26 protein-coding genes and 1 riboswitch are annotated in these 16336 nt (G+C 29.4%); of the genes, 12 read left to right on the top strand and 14 right to left on the bottom strand.

The genetic code is table 11. From position 1 onward, the window contains the following. The first annotated feature begins 66 nt into the window (after nucleotides 1-66). Entirely contained in the window at nucleotides 67-927 is an 861-nt protein-coding gene (locus HMPREF3058_RS07845; protein ID WP_002491235.1) for a polyprenyl-phosphate transporter PopT, read from the top strand. 64 nt (nucleotides 928-991) lie between these two features. On the opposite strand, the gene HMPREF3058_RS07840 is transcribed toward HMPREF3058_RS07845, so the two are convergent. Beyond that, the gene (locus HMPREF3058_RS07840; protein ID WP_001831967.1) at nucleotides 992-1183 is read right to left on the bottom strand and encodes a CsbD family protein; all 192 of its coding nucleotides are present in this window, start codon (nucleotides 1181-1183) and stop codon (nucleotides 992-994) included. 173 nt (nucleotides 1184-1356) lie between these two features. Here HMPREF3058_RS07840 and HMPREF3058_RS07835 point away from each other — a divergent pair, with 173 nt between their 5' ends. After that, nucleotides 1357-1515 (top strand): hypothetical protein, encoded by a 159-nt coding sequence (locus HMPREF3058_RS07835; protein ID WP_001831893.1) that lies wholly within the window; start codon nucleotides 1357-1359, stop codon nucleotides 1513-1515. Nucleotides 1516-1784: 269 nt separating this feature from the next. Here HMPREF3058_RS07835 and HMPREF3058_RS07830 read toward each other — a convergent pair whose 3' ends face one another. The 7 genes from HMPREF3058_RS07830 to HMPREF3058_RS07800 form a co-directional block, all read right to left on the bottom strand. Continuing rightward, entirely contained in the window at nucleotides 1785-2597 is an 813-nt protein-coding gene (locus HMPREF3058_RS07830; RefSeq protein WP_002468872.1) for a MetQ/NlpA family ABC transporter substrate-binding protein, read from the bottom strand. Between the two features lie 20 nt (nucleotides 2598-2617). After that, a complete protein-coding gene (locus HMPREF3058_RS07825; protein ID WP_002446013.1) occupies nucleotides 2618-3313 on the bottom strand; it encodes a methionine ABC transporter permease in 696 nt (231 codons plus the stop codon). Further along, the gene (locus HMPREF3058_RS07820; RefSeq protein ID WP_002457215.1) at nucleotides 3306-4331 is read right to left on the bottom strand and encodes a methionine ABC transporter ATP-binding protein; all 1026 of its coding nucleotides are present in this window, start codon (nucleotides 4329-4331) and stop codon (nucleotides 3306-3308) included. Before HMPREF3058_RS07820 ends, HMPREF3058_RS07825 begins: the two co-directional genes overlap by 8 nt. A gap of 93 nt (nucleotides 4332-4424) precedes the next feature. Next, nucleotides 4425-4527: riboswitch (SAM riboswitch) on the bottom strand. Between the two features lie 57 nt (nucleotides 4528-4584). Then, nucleotides 4585-4881, bottom strand: coding sequence for a thioredoxin family protein (locus HMPREF3058_RS07815; RefSeq protein WP_002446011.1), 297 nt, complete (start codon nucleotides 4879-4881; stop codon nucleotides 4585-4587). Next, nucleotides 4874-5260: a toprim domain-containing protein gene (locus tag HMPREF3058_RS07810; RefSeq protein ID WP_002457216.1), complete on the bottom strand. Its 387-nt coding sequence runs from the start codon at nucleotides 5258-5260 to the stop codon at nucleotides 4874-4876. Before HMPREF3058_RS07810 ends, HMPREF3058_RS07815 begins: the two co-directional genes overlap by 8 nt. Nucleotides 5261-5456: 196 nt before the next feature. After that, on the bottom strand, nucleotides 5457-5837 hold the full coding sequence (gcvH, locus tag HMPREF3058_RS07805; RefSeq protein ID WP_002438979.1) for a glycine cleavage system protein GcvH: 381 nt from the start codon (nucleotides 5835-5837) through the stop codon (nucleotides 5457-5459). Between the two features lie 173 nt (nucleotides 5838-6010). Continuing rightward, nucleotides 6011-6364 (bottom strand): arsenate reductase family protein, encoded by a 354-nt coding sequence (locus tag HMPREF3058_RS07800; RefSeq protein WP_002446009.1) that lies wholly within the window; start codon nucleotides 6362-6364, stop codon nucleotides 6011-6013. A 143-nt stretch (nucleotides 6365-6507) separates the two neighbouring features. Between HMPREF3058_RS07800 and HMPREF3058_RS07795 the strand changes: the two genes are divergently transcribed. Next, a complete protein-coding gene (locus tag HMPREF3058_RS07795) occupies nucleotides 6508-6831 on the top strand; it encodes a thioredoxin family protein (RefSeq protein ID WP_002446008.1) in 324 nt (107 codons plus the stop codon). A gap of 175 nt (nucleotides 6832-7006) precedes the next feature. Here HMPREF3058_RS07795 and HMPREF3058_RS07790 read toward each other — a convergent pair whose 3' ends face one another. Further along, nucleotides 7007-7549 (bottom strand): nitroreductase family protein, encoded by a 543-nt coding sequence (locus tag HMPREF3058_RS07790; protein WP_002446007.1) that lies wholly within the window; start codon nucleotides 7547-7549, stop codon nucleotides 7007-7009. A gap of 80 nt (nucleotides 7550-7629) precedes the next feature. Continuing rightward, entirely contained in the window at nucleotides 7630-8346 is a 717-nt protein-coding gene (gene aroD, locus HMPREF3058_RS07785) for a type I 3-dehydroquinate dehydratase (protein WP_002491216.1), read from the bottom strand. Between the two features lie 160 nt (nucleotides 8347-8506). On the opposite strand from aroD, the gene HMPREF3058_RS07780 reads away from it, so the two are divergent. Together HMPREF3058_RS07780 and HMPREF3058_RS07775 are read left to right on the top strand one after the other, a co-directional pair. Further along, complete coding sequence (locus tag HMPREF3058_RS07780; RefSeq protein ID WP_002457221.1) at nucleotides 8507-8929, top strand: organic hydroperoxide resistance protein; 423 nt, start codon at nucleotides 8507-8509, stop codon at nucleotides 8927-8929. A 406-nt stretch (nucleotides 8930-9335) separates the two neighbouring features. Beyond that, nucleotides 9336-9836 (top strand): GNAT family N-acetyltransferase, encoded by a 501-nt coding sequence (locus HMPREF3058_RS07775; RefSeq protein ID WP_002446003.1) that lies wholly within the window; start codon nucleotides 9336-9338, stop codon nucleotides 9834-9836. A gap of 270 nt (nucleotides 9837-10106) precedes the next feature. On the opposite strand, the gene HMPREF3058_RS07770 is transcribed toward HMPREF3058_RS07775, so the two are convergent. Then, entirely contained in the window at nucleotides 10107-10694 is a 588-nt protein-coding gene (locus HMPREF3058_RS07770) for a histidine phosphatase family protein (RefSeq protein ID WP_002490737.1), read from the bottom strand. 213 nt (nucleotides 10695-10907) lie between these two features. Between HMPREF3058_RS07770 and HMPREF3058_RS07765 the strand changes: the two genes are divergently transcribed. Beyond that, a complete protein-coding gene (locus HMPREF3058_RS07765) occupies nucleotides 10908-11144 on the top strand; it encodes a hypothetical protein (RefSeq protein WP_002491230.1) in 237 nt (78 codons plus the stop codon). Here the strand turns inward: HMPREF3058_RS07765 and HMPREF3058_RS07760 are convergent. Beyond that, nucleotides 11136-11339 carry a sterile alpha motif-like domain-containing protein gene (locus HMPREF3058_RS07760; protein WP_002446000.1) on the bottom strand — a complete coding sequence of 68 codons (204 nt, stop codon included), beginning with the start codon at nucleotides 11337-11339 and terminating at the stop codon, nucleotides 11136-11138. The genes HMPREF3058_RS07765 and HMPREF3058_RS07760 overlap by 9 nt on opposite strands. A gap of 401 nt (nucleotides 11340-11740) precedes the next feature. Between HMPREF3058_RS07760 and tsaA the strand changes: the two genes are divergently transcribed. The 3 genes from tsaA (at nucleotide 11741) to lnsA (ending at nucleotide 12955) form a co-directional block, all read left to right on the top strand. Then, nucleotides 11741-11998: a type II toxin-antitoxin system antitoxin TsaA gene (gene tsaA / locus HMPREF3058_RS12430; RefSeq protein WP_002445999.1), complete on the top strand. Its 258-nt coding sequence runs from the start codon at nucleotides 11741-11743 to the stop codon at nucleotides 11996-11998. Nucleotides 11999-12022: 24 nt separating this feature from the next. After that, on the top strand, nucleotides 12023-12211 hold the full coding sequence (tsaT, locus tag HMPREF3058_RS07750; protein WP_002445998.1) for a type II toxin-antitoxin system toxin TsaT: 189 nt from the start codon (nucleotides 12023-12025) through the stop codon (nucleotides 12209-12211). Between the two features lie 189 nt (nucleotides 12212-12400). Further along, nucleotides 12401-12955, top strand: coding sequence for a lipoprotein N-acylation protein LnsA (gene lnsA, locus HMPREF3058_RS07745; protein WP_002475968.1), 555 nt, complete (start codon nucleotides 12401-12403; stop codon nucleotides 12953-12955). A gap of 57 nt (nucleotides 12956-13012) precedes the next feature. Here the strand turns inward: lnsA and HMPREF3058_RS07740 are convergent, their stop codons facing one another. After that, nucleotides 13013-13246, bottom strand: a complete 234-nt coding sequence (locus HMPREF3058_RS07740; protein WP_002445996.1) for a hypothetical protein — start codon at nucleotides 13244-13246, stop codon at nucleotides 13013-13015. A 213-nt stretch (nucleotides 13247-13459) separates the two neighbouring features. Here HMPREF3058_RS07740 and HMPREF3058_RS07735 point away from each other — a divergent pair, with 213 nt between their 5' ends. The 3 genes from HMPREF3058_RS07735 to HMPREF3058_RS07725 all read left to right on the top strand — a co-directional run bounded on the left by HMPREF3058_RS07735 (nucleotide 13460) and on the right by HMPREF3058_RS07725 (nucleotide 14838). Beyond that, nucleotides 13460-14206 carry a poly-gamma-glutamate hydrolase family protein gene (locus tag HMPREF3058_RS07735; protein ID WP_002457228.1) on the top strand — a complete coding sequence of 249 codons (747 nt, stop codon included), beginning with the start codon at nucleotides 13460-13462 and terminating at the stop codon, nucleotides 14204-14206. A gap of 98 nt (nucleotides 14207-14304) precedes the next feature. Continuing rightward, nucleotides 14305-14589, top strand: coding sequence for a hypothetical protein (locus HMPREF3058_RS07730; RefSeq protein WP_001829635.1), 285 nt, complete (start codon nucleotides 14305-14307; stop codon nucleotides 14587-14589). A gap of 24 nt (nucleotides 14590-14613) precedes the next feature. Continuing rightward, nucleotides 14614-14838 (top strand): hypothetical protein, encoded by a 225-nt coding sequence (locus HMPREF3058_RS07725; RefSeq protein WP_002474944.1) that lies wholly within the window; start codon nucleotides 14614-14616, stop codon nucleotides 14836-14838. Nucleotides 14839-15456: 618 nt separating this feature from the next. On the opposite strand, the gene HMPREF3058_RS07720 is transcribed toward HMPREF3058_RS07725, so the two are convergent. After that, a complete protein-coding gene (locus HMPREF3058_RS07720; RefSeq protein ID WP_001829681.1) occupies nucleotides 15457-15657 on the bottom strand; it encodes a cold-shock protein in 201 nt (66 codons plus the stop codon). Nucleotides 15658-16336 lie beyond the last annotated feature (679 nt).

Below are 16336 nucleotides of genomic sequence, written 5' to 3'. Positions count from 1 at the left end.
CAAGAAGTTCAAATAATGTGATATTATGCACTTTAACCTTTAAAATTTTCTTGAAAGGAGTTTATTATGAAAAAATTCAAATGGATAAATATATTTAAAGGTTTTGGTATGGGCACAAGTGATCTCGTCCCAGGTGTAAGTGGAGGGACTATCGCTTTATTACTTGGAATTTATGAAGACTTTATTAGCTCAATTAGTGGTTTGTTTTCAAGACGATTTTGGCCTAGCTTAAAATATTTACTACCTATTTTAATAGGAATGCTAATAGCTATAGGACTATTAAGTCAATTATTTAATTATTTGCTTAGTCAACATCATATTCCTACTATGTTATTTTTTACAGGTTTGATTCTCGGTATCATCCCTTATTTATTAACCGTCTCTAATTTCAAAAAAAATTTCAGTATAATACATTATTCTATTCTATTATTAGGTATTGCTATTATAGTCGTTTTCGCATTGCTTAATCATGGGGACAAGCATACAGGTGAAACACTTACTTTATCTTTCAGTCTTATCATTAAATATTTTATCGCAGGTGTTTTCGCTTCAAGTGCTATGTTATTACCGGGCATTTCTGGATCATTTATGTTACTTGTCTTCGGAGTATATGGGACGCTAATGTATGCCATCTCTGAACTACTTCATTTTAATTTAAATGCATTACCTATCATATTAATAGTAGGTTTCGGTATTGTCACTGGATTTATGATTTCAAGTCGATTAATTCAATATTGTCTACATCAACACCCTACAATGACCTTTGCTTTGATAATAGGCTTTGTGATCGGATCGTTGTATGCAGTTTTCCCTGGATTCCCGAAAGACTTAATCCAATGGATCATATCATTTTTCCTATTGGTCACTGGCTTCTTAGTAAGCTATGTTCTTGGTAAAATTACAGCAAAAAATGAAGCATCATTTTGATATATACACAAACAAGCCCTCATATACCTTAGAGTACATGAGGGCTAAATTATAAGGACTATTATTAGTCACCTTTATTACCTTTAAATTTATCAATAACGTCATTTGCTTTTTCTTTAACGTTTTCTACAGCTTCTTTTGCTTTACCAGAAGCTTTGTCACCTTTACCATCTTTTTCTAATTCTTTATTATCAGTAGCATTACCTACTGTTTCTTTAATATTACCTTTAGCTTGTTCAAATTTATCTTCAGCCATTTAAAATTCCTCCTTATGCTTAACTTATTAATATTGTTACCCTCTTATTTATGAGCTAAACATCTTTTATGAATTTTTTCACATACAGATGATTTTACGAAAGAAACTATAAATTTACAGTAGATTATAGTATATTGAATATAAAATAATTATAAGTTGGGTTGGTATATTTTATGAAATTTATTACTATTAAAGCGATTACTGAAAAAGGGTTAGATAAAAAAGTAAATCAATTTTTAAAATCACATCCACAAATTGAAATTATCAAATTTGATTACCAAATGGGATATAGCGGTGTAAGTGTTGGTATTTTATACCGTGATAATATTTAAATAATTATAGATATGTTGTGCGTATAAAGACCATTGGCTTTACCTCTTACAAAGCTTCCTATTCTAAAAATATGGCTAGTGAATAATAGTCATTGTTAGATAACTATAATCACAGAAAAATGTTTATGGAAGTTAAAACGTCTAACAAAAGTGAGTTAAAAATTAAAGGTTCAATAGCAAAAAACACGTAAATGATTTTATATTAAATCATCTACGTGTTTTTGTATAATCATGTGACAAACGATTAAATATTATTAATTGTTTGCTATTTACTTAGCAGGTACGACAGCTCCATCATACTTATCTTTAATATAATCTTGAATTTCTTTAGATTGTAGCACTTCCATTAATACTTTGATATTTTCATCATCTTTATGACCTTTTTTAACTGCAATTAAATTTGCATATGGGTTATCTTTAGGAGATTCTAAAGCAATCGAATCTTTTTTAGGACTTAATTTTTGGTCAATCGCATAGTTAGAATTAATGATTACTGCGTCAGCGTCTTGATTTTGATAGATTTTTGGTAAATATTCTGCTGATTGTTTGTTGTTAAATTTAATATCTTTTTTGTTTTCAGTTATGTCATCAAATTTAGCATTTTCAATTTTAACGCCTTTTTTAAGTTTAATAAGACCTTCATCTACAAAGAATTTTAAGAAACGACCTTGTTCAGCTGGGTTATTTGATACATATACTGTTGCACCTTTAGGTAGATCTTTTAAGCTTTTATATTTTTTTGAGTATACAGCCATAGGTTCTAATTCAACATTCCCAGCCGATTCAATTTTATACCCTTTTTCTTTACTTTCAGTATTTAAATATGGCGTATGTTGGAAGAAGTTCGCATCGATTTCACCTTTGTCTAATAATTTATTAGGCGTTGTGTAATCGTTAATTGGTTTGATTTTTAAATCATAACCTTTTTTCTTCAATAATGGTTTTGCTTTTTCTAAAATTTCAGCGTGTGGTGCTGGAGATGCACCTACTGTGATAGTTTTTTCCTTATCTTTACCTCCACCACATGCAGCTAAGGCAATCGTTAAAGCCAATACTAAAATAATTCCGAATAATTTTTTCATAGAATATAATCCCCTTTTCTTTAGCGTTTATCGATTTTATTTGTAAGCCAATCCCCTAGGAACTGGATTATAAATACAATAATTAAAATAAATACTGTTGAAACTAAAATGACATCATTTTGATTTCGAGTAAATCCTGTTAAATATGCTAAATTACCTAAACCACCTGCGCCAATAACACCTGCAATAGCTGTAGAACCTACCAAAGCAATTGCAGTAACGGTAATACCTGAGACTAATGCAGGCATTGCTTCAGGAAGTAGTACTTTTCTCACAACTATCCAAGTGTTCGCTCCCATTGACCAAGCAGCTTCTATAACACCTTTATCAATTTCTTTAAAAGCAATCTCGACCAATCTAGCGTAGAATGGCGCTGCACCAATAATAAGTGCTGGTAATGCACCAGTTGGACCACTGATTGTTCCGAGAAGTACACTTGTAAATGGAATTAACAGTAAAATTAATATGATAAATGGAATTGCTCTAAATAAATTAACAATGAATGACACAATCGTGTAGAAAATCTTAGCAGCCAATGAGTTACTTTTCGCAGATAAAAAAAGTAATACCCCTAATATAAGTCCAAAGACAAATGCAAAAAGTGTCGAAACAACAGTCATATATAGAGTTTCTAAAATCGCTTGCCAAACCTCTGGCCACTGAACATTCGGCATTGTCACCATTTCATGAAATATTTCACCGTAAGATTTACCCATGTCTTAGCACCTCCACATTAACGTGTTGTTCGTGAAGATTATGTTTAAATTGCTTGAAATGTTCCTCACTTATATGTGGTATGTGAATAACTAAAAATCCAAGCGAACCGTTTTTAGTATTCTTAATATCCGCTTCAAGAATATTCACATCTATGTTATGTGTCTTCGTCATATAAGATATGATAGGCTCAGTCGTATTATCACCAGTAAAGTTTAACCTCACAATATATGCATCATGATCTAATGGCTCCAAATACTCTAAAGAATCTTCAAAATCATCGTTTAAATCATCTTTCACAAAACGTTTCGTTACTTCATGTTGTGGATTCTCAAATACTTTACTTACCGCTCCTTGTTCAATAACTTTACCGTTTTCCATTACAGCAACTTCATCACAAATTCTTCGTATAACATGCATTTCATGTGTTATAAGTACAATAGTTAGATTTTGTTGTTCCCTTACCTTCAATAATAAATCTAAAATTTCATCTGTAGTTTGTGGATCTAATGCACTTGTCGCCTCATCACATAACAATACATCTGGATCATTAGCTAATGCTCTCGCAATACCCACTCTTTGTTTTTGTCCGCCTGATAATTCAGACGGATACGCACTTTCTCGACCTTTTAGACCGACAAGTTCAATAAGTTCCAATGCTTTTTGTTTAGCTCGACCACTTGGAACGCCAGCAATTTCTAATGGAAATGTTACATTTTTCAATACATTTCTTGACCATAGCAAGTTAAAATGTTGAAAAATCATACTCACCTTTTGTCGCTTTTTTCGTAACTGTGATTTAGATAATTGACTTATATTGTCTCCATCTATAATGATTTCACCTGACGTTGGAGATTCTAAGTTGTTAAACATTCTTATGAGCGTACTTTTACCAGCTCCTGAGAAACCAATCACACCAAAAATAGAGCCGGATTCAATGTTTAAATCAACGTGATCAACAGCAAGAACATCTTTGTCCTTGGTATGATAGCGTTTAACAATTTGGTTTAGCTTAATCACGTTAATAGCCTCCTTATGTTGCTTAGTAATCAAATTAAAAATGCTTTCTCAATTTTTAGAAAATTTGAGAAAGCATTTGTTGAAATGTTCTTTCTCTCATCTTCTAAAGTTATACTTTATGTGAATTGGCACCATTTCTAGTTTAGACGGTTGCCGGGTTTCTTAGGGCACATCCCTCCACCTCTCTCGATAAGAGTTAAAGCATTATTTAATTTGTATTAATCCTACCATCGTACTAATGTTTCGTCAATAATTATTTTAAATTTTCTAACAAATAAGTAACTGACTGAAATGCATAGATTCTTTTTATCTCTTCATCTCTACGCATAAGCAGCAATACAGGAACAGACATAATTTGTTTCTCTTTACTCCATTCAGGATAAAAATTAAGATCTATTTTTTTTATTGGCAATTGTAAGATTTCATTAGCAATATCCAACATCCTTTCAGAAATCTTACATGTTCCACACATTGGTGTATAACCAAATATGAGATGTTTATCTTTATTAAAATTAACAGTTATGTCTTCAATATCCTTCAATTTATTCATTTACTAAAACTAGCCTTTCAGTTTTTAAATTATTCATAAGTTTCTTTTCTTTTTTTACATTAAAACCATATCTACTTAATACATGTGCTAAATAATTTTTGGGGCACTTAGCAACTTCACAAAACGTTTTATCAACATAAATATGTTCACTTTCGCTTAAATAACGTTTAAACCATTTTCTAATTTTTTCACCCTCATCATCAGAATCGGCAAGAACATAAACTTGTTTGTCATAAAGTGTTTCTATCATGTTGTCTATCTTATCTATACTCATAGTGCCATGTGTACAAATGATATTTACAGGTTCAGCAATCACTTGTTGTACTCTCTTCTTATCCGATTTACCTTCGACAATAATAACCTTATTTACAATAGCCATGTCAATCCACCTTCTAAGCGTCAAAGTAACTGTCACTATCATCATTCACAAAATCCCCAAAACCTAAACATTTAGTGACACTGCAATTTTCAATTGTTAGTGTCACTCATGCATGAACCTTGGCTTACGTTTCTGATTAAAGTTATTCCTTCTAAAAAAACTCCTTGATTAAATCTAATCGAGGAGTTTGTAATCATTATTCACCAATCATTTCTGAGTATTGATCTGCTGATAATAATTCTTCTAATTGACTATCGTCACTAATTTCAATTTTAACCATCCATGCTTTTTCGTATGGTGATTCATTTACAAATTCTGGGCTATCTTCCAATTCTTCATTAACTTCAACAATTTTCCCAGAAATTGGCGCATACAACTCTGATACTGTTTTTACTGATTCAACACTACCGAATGTGTCACCTTCATTTAATTCATCGTCAGTTTCAGGTAGCTCAACAAATACGATATCACCTAATTCGTTTTGTGCGTATTCTGTAATACCAATTGTTGCTACATTATTTTCAATTTTAACCCACTCATGCTCTTTAGAATATTTAAATTCGCTCGGTACTGCCACGAAAATCCCCTCCTGATTAATTTAATTACAATTTAATGATGCCACACACATATTATTCATTCAACTATTATTACAAAGAATAAATGAATTAAAATTCGTTTTTAAATATACAAAACACCATTTTAATTTATATTTTTTTATTAATGTTCACTTTCTCTAATTTAATATCACACCTATAACCATTGGTGTTGATACTCATTTTCTTTAAATCCTAAAGTCAAATGGTTACCAGAGATAGCTAATGGACGTTTAACCAACATTCCATCTGAAGCAAGTAGTTCTAGTTTTTCATCATCAGACATATTTTTAAGTTTCTCTTTTAAATTTAATTCGCGATATTTGATACCATGTGTATTAAACAACTTATTAATATTCACACCCGTTTTATCTACGATATCTTTGAATTCTTTTTTAGTCGGTGTATGTTGAACAATATCAATGGATTCAAAATTCACATCGTGCTCATCTAAAAACTTTGCAGCTTTTTTGCACGTTGTACATTTGGGATACTGATAAAATTTAATCAATTACCTTTTACCTCCTTCTCTCTATTAACTTAAATATATCATGATATTTAATTGAACGCTTTAATTTTCAAGCTAATATTTTTGTTAATGTGCAGTCATTCGTTATAATAAGTTTACCAAATTACAAAAAGGAGTAGATAGTGATGAAAAATATTCATCAAACTGAAGAATTTAATTCTACTATTGATAGTACCGATCCAGTAATTATCAAGTTTGAAGCCGACTGGTGTCCAGATTGTAAAGCGATGGATATGTGGATAGATCCGATTGTTGAAAAATATAATAATTATCAATGGTATGTGGTCGATCGTGACGAATTAGAAGATGTAACAACTGAAAATGATGTTATGGGTATCCCAAGTATTTTAATATTCCAAAATGGTGAAAAATTAGCCCACTTGCATTCAGCAAATGCTAAATCACCTGAACAAGTTGAATCATTCTTGTCTGAACATTTAGATCAATAATATTTAACCAAAAAACCTGAGACATTATCAAACGTCTCAGGTTTTTCTTGTATTATTCGTCAGTAACTAAAGTAAATACTTCTGTTTTCAACTCTGTTACTCATTGTCACGGTGAAACGATAAACACAAATTACATCTCACCTATTTTTAATACACGCTCAATATCACGGATGATTTATTCAAATTCGGTAATAAGATTTTTATTTTTACGTTTAGCCTTAGTTGGTACTTCTTCTAAATCAGTAAGATACAAAAATCCTGCTAATATTTCATTATCTTTTACACCTAAGACTTTTCGTATTTTAGGATCAAAGATATATTGTGGCGACTTCCAACAAGTACCAATGCCCGCTTCGTATAAAAGTAACATTAAATTTTGAGCAAACGCTCCAAATGCAAAATAATTTTCACGACTTTGACGTTGTCTTGGATCATCTTTTAAAATCAACAACAACATGCCACCCAAATTTGTTACTGCATGAAAGTGATCCTCTCGCTTTTCAGGACTATCTGGAAAAGCAAATCTTGTGATATCCCTACTAAAATCACCGAGTTTATCTTTTGAAATATGAACCAATCTCCATGGTTCTCTCATACCATGATTTGGAGCGTCAGCAGCTTTATATATTGCATCGTAAACCGTTTGATCATCAACCACCATATCGTGTTTAAATTTTTTGACGCTTCTACGATTAGATATAGCTTCTTGTAATTCCAATGTATTTCGCTCCCTTTATTTTATACATGATAACCATTATCAATTATAAGATACATTGTTATTGAATTCAAACTTACAAGTTAATCCTCATAAAATGAAACCAAGGATTTTAACTTAGAGACATGTATCTGTCCCGGTGCTTGTGGTTCTTCTATGCAACCATAAGACAGCGTTCCACCAAATACGCCTTGAGCAATTCGGCTGACTTTACCCAAACTAGACATCGATATACCGACAATTCGGCATGATGTGTGCTTCGCTGTCAGTGACATGGCTTCTAATAAATGTAACACGTCCTCTTGACTTTTAGGCATAACCGCAAGCTTTAAATAATCAGGATTGAGCTTTTGCATTTTAAAGTAAATAAATTTAAGTTCATCTAAAGCCGGTGTTTCTTGAAAATTATGATGCGAAAGAACAACTTCGAGCCCTTTTTGTTGTGCACGTTGAACAAGAAGCATATATTTTTCAATATTGACGGCACTACTCCACTCAATATCAATCATATCAAATTGTGGGCACTCAATTAATTCACCTAATATATTTAAATACTCTTGCTCATTTACAGCTCCTTTCCCCCCTTGAATTGAAGTTCTATATGTTACTAATATTTTCAAATGGAATATTTTTAATTGCTTAATCACTTCCTTTAATAATGCCTTATTAAAGAATGGCCATTGGTCAATGCGCAATTCAACGATATCTATTGATTTCTCGTTTATTTTTATATCATTGAGTAAAGTTTTAGAAAGCTTTTCTTCTGGTGCAATTGTCGCCGCGATATCTACATGGGTCATTCTATCCCTCATTTCGTACACTATAGTAATTTTATTTTATATGATTTTCTTTCATTCATACAAATATCTCTAAACCTATTATTAAAATTTCAAATGAATGATTAAGTTCACCTACTGTTGGGTATCAATAAAATACATACATTTTGAGGAGGTAATAATGATGGCAGTTCAATATGAAACTAAAGCAACTAACGTAGGTGGACGTAAAGGTCATGTCCATACTGACGATAACGCAATAAATGTAGATGTATTACCACCACAACAAGCTGACGGTAAAGCGACTAATCCAGAACAATTATTTGCTGCAGGTTACGCTTCATGCTTTAATGGTGCATTTGATTTAATTTTAAAACAAAATAAAGTGCGCGATGCTGAACCTGAAGTAACGTTAACAGTACGCTTGGAAGATGATCCAGATGCTGAAAGCCCAAAACTTAGCGTTGATATTCATGCAAAAGTTAAAAATGTTTTATCACAAGAAGATGCTGAAAAATATTTACAAGATGCGCACGACTTTTGTCCGTATTCTAAAGCTACACGTGGCAATATCGATGTAAACTTAAATGTTGAAGTAGTAGAATAATATTTTATCGATTAATTATATTCTTCACCCACAATTTGTGCTATCAAATTGTGGGTGTTTTTTATTACTTTTTAAATTTCTTATGTTATCAATCTTGCTTGTTTAATTAGTATTTATAACATACTTTTCAATAATTTTTTGTAAAGATTCAAAATATACCTTTCGTTTTTTTCAAAATATTGATAAAATAAAATGTGATAAATTCATTTCAAAGTTATCATTTCTCAATTACCAAAAATATAAAATGAATTTTAAAAATGATTTTTAAATATATTGTCAATAATGTTTTTTATGGTAACAAAACGATTATTGCGTATTTTTAATAATTCTTTTATTATGTATTTAATAAGTCTTAATTTCAAAAATCATTTTTTATTTATGTTATTTCTTTTAATGGGAGGTCACCATGAACAATATCCGTTTATTGAATCAAAACGATTTGGATTCCTATATTGAATTAATGAAATTTGGTCACCATAACTATGAATGGGATCGTTACTATTTAGAAAATGTTGGCATTGATAGACTCAAAACTATCCTGTCTAATCATACTGATTATTGGAATATATTTGGTGCTTTTGAAGATGATGAACTTGTTGCAACATGTACTTTAAAACAAATGAATTATGTAGGTAAATGCCACAAAGCTATTCTTGAAAATAATTTTGTTAAAAATAATGATGAAATTGTTAACCGAGAATTAATTAATCATATTATTCAATACGCTAAAGAACATAACATTGAAACATTGATGATTGCTATTGCATCAAATAATATAAGTGCTAAAGTGTTTTTTAGTTCTATAGGTTTCGAAAATCTTGCTTTTGAAAAAAACGCTAGCAAAATTGGCGATGAATATTTTGACGAAAATTGGCTCATTTATTCAACAACTGAGTCATCAGAATAAAATACTTATATTTACCTTTTAAACATTTTCATTATTAAGTCCATACATGGAAATAGTACTTTTTGATGATGAGTTTATATGGATATTTAAAATGACTACTTCAAAAATCAGTAACTCAAAACATATATTATTTAAGTGATTCCCATATACAAAAAGTTTAAAAATTTAGCCTCCAATGAAATTACACAAATCATTTGAGGCTATGTTAATTTTTCTGTAGTTATTGAACAATTAACGTACGCATATTATTAAAACTATCTTGTAAGTAAACTATTTTTTAATGGGGTTAATTATATCTTTAAATATAAATTCTTCTCCATCGTATTCAAATTTTACAATGTTACAATTTCCTATTTCAAATTTACTTCCCCTATCATACCCTAATATATTTCTTACAAATAAACCAATTGTGCTACCATGACTCACTGCTAGAATCGTCTCTCCATCTGTTGTATCCATCATTTCATAGAGTGCTCGATTAACCCTTTGTTCAACTTCAGATCTTGATTCTCCTTCAAATGGTACAACAGCATCACCATACAAATATTTAGGTTGTTTAATAGCTCTTAATAACTCGATACTTTCCCCTTCAAATAATCCAAATCCCCACTCTTTAAGATCTTTTACACACCAATATTGTTGGTTTGGCACAGTGTTCTCTAACGTGTCACGTGCTCTTTGTTGTGGTGATGAATAAAGATAGTCAAAATGAATATTTTTCGTTTTAAAATATTGTTGTGCTGCATTCGCTTGTTGTACACCTAAAGCAGTCAAAGGTGAGTCACTAGCCCCTTGTATTTTACCTTTTAAGTTAAATACTGTTTGACCATGTCTCATTAGATATAATGTTTTAACCAACTGTAAACACCTCTACAATCATTATTTAATATATTCACCAAATTATACACCGATCATTTTTTATGACACTTTTATTTAATCACTGCCAAATTACAAAGTAAACCAATGATTTAAAAAGTTAGAAATCTTACAATTTAAAAGCTGATTGTTTAATAAAATTTGTTTAGGGTATAACTTAACATTAGATTTACATGGAATAAAGGAGGATTAATAATGTCTACTCATAGTCAATGTAACTATGTCAATCCTAATTCAATTTCTTTAGATTGGGAATGTTTAATTGTAAGCAAAACAGATATGCTACTTGATGGTGTACCTAAAGAATTAATTAATACTTGGTTAGATCAAAATGTTATCGAGCCGTTTTGTGTTCGTAATAATGAGATAAACTTTAAAACTAAAGATGTTTGGAATGCGCTTAAGACCCATAACTGGTATTATTCAAATTAATTGATATAAACTAATTGCACGATTTGTACTTTCGATTAACTGACGATCATTATAATTAAGAAGCACATAAGTTCTTATAGAATTATTGTTTTTCTCTTCCTTTGGGAAACCAGCATCATTTAAAATGTATTGTGCTAAATGGCCTAGTGGTGTATCGTCATTGATAAATCCTAAAATAAAATCATAAAAAGACATTTGATTTCAGCCCCTTTTTAAAGTGTTAAAACACTTAAGTCACCTACTTATATACTTTCACCTATTAATCATACCAAATTACTCGATTTTTTATGTGCAAAAAGTTCTTTTTTGCACTATTTACATAAACTTTTTTGTTAATAATGATAATTTTCATTTATTATGTCTCTTGTGATGAAATTACAATTGTTAAAGGTTTAAAAACAACTATAACATTATATCGATTCATATATATTATAAAGTATTACTAATTTTTTCACCATAAGAACGTCGATAATGTGTATGTCTCAAATAAAATATTTTTTATTAAAGGTAATATATTTACCTGTATGAAATAAATGATATTATAGTATATAAATAACTTAGTTCTATCAAGCAGTATCTAATGAGGTGTAACACCTATGAAATTAAACAAAGCAAATGTATTCAACTTGATATTCACCATTTTATTTTTTACATTTAACATTCTCATAACCTATAACGCAAATATTGATTATAAGTTATGGTTAATACCTGGTTTAGCAATTTGTGGCTTTGCTCTTTTTTCAAGCTTGACCTTAGTAATTATCTATAGTGATTTATTCAGTGAAATATTATTTTTTATCAACATTATCTTAGCACTATATTATATTTATCCGATTTTTTATGAATTTGTCTAAATTTTTGATTAGGGAGGGGTATCAATGAGCTTACATTTCCAAATTTTGCTGTGGCTTTCTATCTTATTTATCATCGCAGGAACGATATTATTGGTAACAATGCTTAAAACTAAAAGAGAAGAACGAAAAGAATCTTATCTAGGTTTTACTGTAATTTTCTTAATCTTTGGTTTTGCCATCTTAATTTATACTTTTATATTCGGAATTTTATAATATGTAGAAATAGAATCACTTCTAGTGAAAAGGCATTATACTATATTATGCATCTCAAAAAGATAAACAATGTATTCTTTTTGAGATGCTTTTTAATAGCGTGATTATGATTTACTAAATTATATTTGATGTAAATCAATTATTTTTGTAACTAGCTTTATGAAACATTTAAGGAGCTTCTATAAATATATGAAATTAACATCTAAAAGCATATACTTATCATTTATATTTTTTATTTTTAGTCTCATGTTATTTACCAACCAAAGTTTTGCAAATGATAATAAAAGTTTTCAGCTAAAACCAGGTGATATTATTATTACAAAAGGTCCTGTTTTAAATGGTTTTTTTGGTCACTGTAGTTTGGCAATTGATCATGACACTGTACTTCAAATTGAAGGCCCCGGGGATAAACCATTAACGGAAGATTTTGAATCTTATCGTGACAGATATGGAAAAGGTAAAAATGAATGGATAAAAGTCTATAGATGTTCACACCCTAACGCTGGATCAAAAGCAGCTCAATGGGCAAAGAATCATTATGAGAACAGTGATAGCGAATATCTTGTTACACTCAACTTAAAAAGCAAAACATTTACATATTGCACTAAAATTATATATCAAGCATATAAATACGGGGTAGACAAAAATTCCGTAAGTGATCACGGTTTATATATTATTTCACCCTATGCGCTAACAGATAATTTTACAGATGAATATAAATTAAAATTAGTAAAAACATATTAAAAATCCCGATGGTAACGTGAACTTATTCCGTTTTCACATTACCATTGGGATTTATAGTCATCCTTCTTTAAAAAAGTTAATAAATTGGTCTTGCTTATCAATAAGTTCTAAATAGGAAATTGAACTAAACGGTATAATACGTGTACAATTTTTACATGGATAAATAATAACTTCGTTTTCATAATCAACATGAATATCATTCTCTAATACAATTCTCTTATTCCCAATAACAACGACAACTGCTTTGAAACTATCATCATTCAAGTATTTTTTTAATAGATTTTTATTCATCACACCATCACATCCCTTTACTATAAATTACCACATTATTGTTAAAACAATGTGAAGATTTTGAATTCTTTTATTTTATTAATTAGTATCCATTCAAAATGGGTATAGAAAATATATAGTAAAAATTTAGTATATAATAATTAAATGGAATTAAATTTATAACCTTATTAAATATTTAAGAATATTTATTGTTTATATAAAAAAGGAGTTACTATGAGAAACAAAGACAATCAGCATTCGAGATTATATTATATTATTTTGACAATCGTTATTATCGCAATTTGTGTTGTTGTTGTAATACTTTTTAATACTTTAAAGACAAACCGTTCTCATTCTACGGATAGATACGCAGATTTTACTGAATTAAAAAAAGATACGATAAAAAATAAAGATTGGCGTATTAAAACAAAACACCGTAAAAATAAGGATATTTTAGTCACTGCAATTCACGGTGGAGGTATCGAACCTGGTACGACTGAAATTGCACGACGTATTTCCAATGTTGGAAAATATAATTTTTATACCTTTGAAGGTCTTCGAAAATCTAATAACGATCAACTACATGTAACATCCACTCATTTTAACGAACCTATATTAGATAAGTTACTTAAAAACACTAAAGAAACATTATCTATACATGGATTCTCTGGAGATGACCCTATTGTTTATATCGGAGGCAAAGATAAAGAGATGTCTCACTCTATCGCAAAAGAATTGCGTAAAAAAGACTTTACTGTAAAAGAAAGTCCTAACAGAATCGATGCAAAGTCATCAGATAATATAGCTAATAAAAATGAATCTAATTCAGGTGTCCAATTAGAACTCACGACTGCATTGCGAAAACAGTTTTTCAAACATTATAAATTAGATCGACATACACGTAGTGATTCAGATAAATATACTAAAGATTTTTACAAATTTGCGAACGCAGTGCAAAAAGGTGTCGAAAAGGTAAATTAAATTTTAAAATAAATATTGTAATGCTTAAAAAAATTGCACTTACTTAAAATCTAATAAGTGGAATAATATTTATTTAATATAGTCGGAGGCAGATTTTGATGGAAAACCTTACAAAAGAACAAAAATATACAATAGCTAAATTTTATAAATTATATATGGAAAGGTCTAATGCGGGGCAACCAGAAGAAGAAGCTAATCATTTTAAAGATTCTGTAACGGCACAAGATGATTATTTTTGTGATAGAAAATATGAAGATTTCATTCATAACTGTAAAGTCTTAATAAATGAAGGTTACTTAGATGGCGAGGTTGAAGATAACAAAATATATAATATTCAGGTTACAACAAAAGCTTTTACAGAAATTGAGCGTAGCTTTGGTTAAAAAATTACAAGTAAGGTGATGAATATGAAAGACTGGACAATTAACAATCACTCCAAACGACAATTGATTATTCAAAACAATCATGATGATATTTCGATTATAGAACCATTGCGAAATGGTTCTTTTAAAATACTTGCTGAATTTAATGCCTTAAATACAGATTACATTCAAATTTATGACCACACACTTGTTGTTTCTATACATGAGAAAGAGATTAGTGTGTTTGATCGATCGTCACAGTCAATTTAAAGTAAGTAACTATTTAATTTATAATTGTTTCAATTATTATTTAGAAGATTTTTAAAAAGCACATCACTTTAGAGCAATTTAGTTAGATATAAATATATTTTTGTGATAACCTATACATGTTACACTCTGTGAGTGTTTAACATTACTTCTTGTTATCGCCGTGCAGACTTTAATTTTCGTCATTATTAAAGTAACTGCATTGGCGTTTTTTTATTTCAAAAAGGTTTTTACTACAAATATAATAGAATTAACATTTAAAATATAGTAATCGTTATAAAACAACTACACTTTTTATTGCTATCTTTTATTTAATTTTATGATCTTATGGTATACATCAATCATCATCATAGATAAACTTGCTCTAAAACAAAACCAAAAAAAGTATATTAATAAGTATAAATCAACAATAAAAAAAGAATTACACACAAGAAATTCTATAAAATGCAACGTGGAAAGCTATATTGAGAATTTTAATAGAGATGTTTTATAGACATAACAAATTGATATTCGAACTACCAGTTGAAGATCTGACTAAAGGACTGAATATTAATTTAATTATCAACAAAAAAAGCCTAAGACAGTTATTTCTGTCCTAGACTTAGTAAAGATATATAATTATTACATCTTAACAACGTTTGCAGCTTGCTCTCCACGTTCTCCTTCGACAATATCGAATTCAACGCTTTGGCCTTCTTCTAAAGATTTATAACCATCCTCAACGATTGCTGAGAAATGTACGAATACATCTCCGCCATTTTCTCTTTCGATGAAACCAAACCCTTTTTCTGCATTAAACCATTTAACTGTACCGTTATTCATATAGAATACCTCCACGTGCTTTTGCACTAAATATTTGTAACAAATCCATTAATTAAAAGAGAATATTCTATAAAAATAATTCCACAATCAACTTCACGTACTTTATTACTTAATCACTACTATACGCTTATTTTTGGAAAAGTAAAGTATTTTCTATATTTTATAAATTTTAGAACTCTCAATAATGTCAAAAGCTATATAAATAAGGTATTGTACAGATTAATAGTTTATTAAAACTCAGAATCAAAATGAGCTTTTCATAAAATCATAAATACATTTAACGATTAAGAACTATATTATTTTCTTACATTTATTTTTTTAACAGCGTGGCAATTAATATTACTATTTACGCAAACTTAAACTTTTAATCAAATAAATCAAATACAATGTAACTGTAATCAATTGAATTGGAGGTGTACTTCATGTTTATTTTTGATTTATTAAATAAAGGTGTTCAATTTTTTAAAGATGTTTTTAAAACTGATGAAAAATAATCAAAGCCTTTAAGAGAACAATTAATAATTAAACCTTTAGGCATTTTATCTCACACGACTACATTACAAACACATTTATATCAATCATTTTCAACTGTTAGGACATAACGTATAGAATTTTACTTGAATGTTCTACATGTTAAAAAGTTAGGGAAAGAAATACAATTCTTCAAGAATTTTTTCTT

This window comes from Staphylococcus sp. HMSC068G11 (genome assembly GCF_001815825.1).
Classification (GTDB): Bacteria; Bacillota; Bacilli; order Staphylococcales; family Staphylococcaceae; genus Staphylococcus; species Staphylococcus epidermidis.
The sequence above is the reverse complement of the archived record's forward strand: the minus strand, read 5'-3'. Positions and strand labels throughout refer to the sequence as shown.

Coding starts and splice junctions, on each gene's coding strand:
- HMPREF3058_RS07845 (WP_002491235.1), top strand. CDS start 67: ATGAAAAAATTCAAATGGATAAATATATTTAAAGGTTTTGGTATGGGC.
- HMPREF3058_RS07840 (WP_001831967.1), bottom strand. CDS start 1,183: ATGGCTGAAGATAAATTTGAACAAGCTAAAGGTAATATTAAAGAAACA.
- HMPREF3058_RS07835 (WP_001831893.1), top strand. CDS start 1,357: ATGAAATTTATTACTATTAAAGCGATTACTGAAAAAGGGTTAGATAAA.
- HMPREF3058_RS07830 (WP_002468872.1), bottom strand. CDS start 2,597: ATGAAAAAATTATTCGGAATTATTTTAGTATTGGCTTTAACGATTGCC.
- HMPREF3058_RS07825 (WP_002446013.1), bottom strand. CDS start 3,313: ATGGGTAAATCTTACGGTGAAATATTTCATGAAATGGTGACAATGCCG.
- HMPREF3058_RS07815 (WP_002446011.1), bottom strand. CDS start 4,881: ATGAATAAATTGAAGGATATTGAAGACATAACTGTTAATTTTAATAAA.
- HMPREF3058_RS07810 (WP_002457216.1), bottom strand. CDS start 5,260: ATGGCTATTGTAAATAAGGTTATTATTGTCGAAGGTAAATCGGATAAG.
- HMPREF3058_RS07795 (WP_002446008.1), top strand. CDS start 6,508: ATGAAAAATATTCATCAAACTGAAGAATTTAATTCTACTATTGATAGT.
- aroD (WP_002491216.1), bottom strand. CDS start 8,346: ATGACCCATGTAGATATCGCGGCGACAATTGCACCAGAAGAAAAGCTT.
- HMPREF3058_RS07780 (WP_002457221.1), top strand. CDS start 8,507: ATGGCAGTTCAATATGAAACTAAAGCAACTAACGTAGGTGGACGTAAA.
- HMPREF3058_RS07775 (WP_002446003.1), top strand. CDS start 9,336: ATGAACAATATCCGTTTATTGAATCAAAACGATTTGGATTCCTATATT.
- HMPREF3058_RS07765 (WP_002491230.1), top strand. CDS start 10,908: ATGTCTACTCATAGTCAATGTAACTATGTCAATCCTAATTCAATTTCT.
- HMPREF3058_RS07760 (WP_002446000.1), bottom strand. CDS start 11,339: ATGTCTTTTTATGATTTTATTTTAGGATTTATCAATGACGATACACCA.
- tsaA (WP_002445999.1), top strand. CDS start 11,741: ATGAAATTAAACAAAGCAAATGTATTCAACTTGATATTCACCATTTTA.
- tsaT (WP_002445998.1), top strand. CDS start 12,023: ATGAGCTTACATTTCCAAATTTTGCTGTGGCTTTCTATCTTATTTATC.
- lnsA (WP_002475968.1), top strand. CDS start 12,401: ATGAAATTAACATCTAAAAGCATATACTTATCATTTATATTTTTTATT.
- HMPREF3058_RS07740 (WP_002445996.1), bottom strand. CDS start 13,246: ATGAATAAAAATCTATTAAAAAAATACTTGAATGATGATAGTTTCAAA.
- HMPREF3058_RS07735 (WP_002457228.1), top strand. CDS start 13,460: ATGAGAAACAAAGACAATCAGCATTCGAGATTATATTATATTATTTTG.
- HMPREF3058_RS07730 (WP_001829635.1), top strand. CDS start 14,305: ATGGAAAACCTTACAAAAGAACAAAAATATACAATAGCTAAATTTTAT.
- HMPREF3058_RS07725 (WP_002474944.1), top strand. CDS start 14,614: ATGAAAGACTGGACAATTAACAATCACTCCAAACGACAATTGATTATT.
- HMPREF3058_RS07720 (WP_001829681.1), bottom strand. CDS start 15,657: ATGAATAACGGTACAGTTAAATGGTTTAATGCAGAAAAAGGGTTTGGT.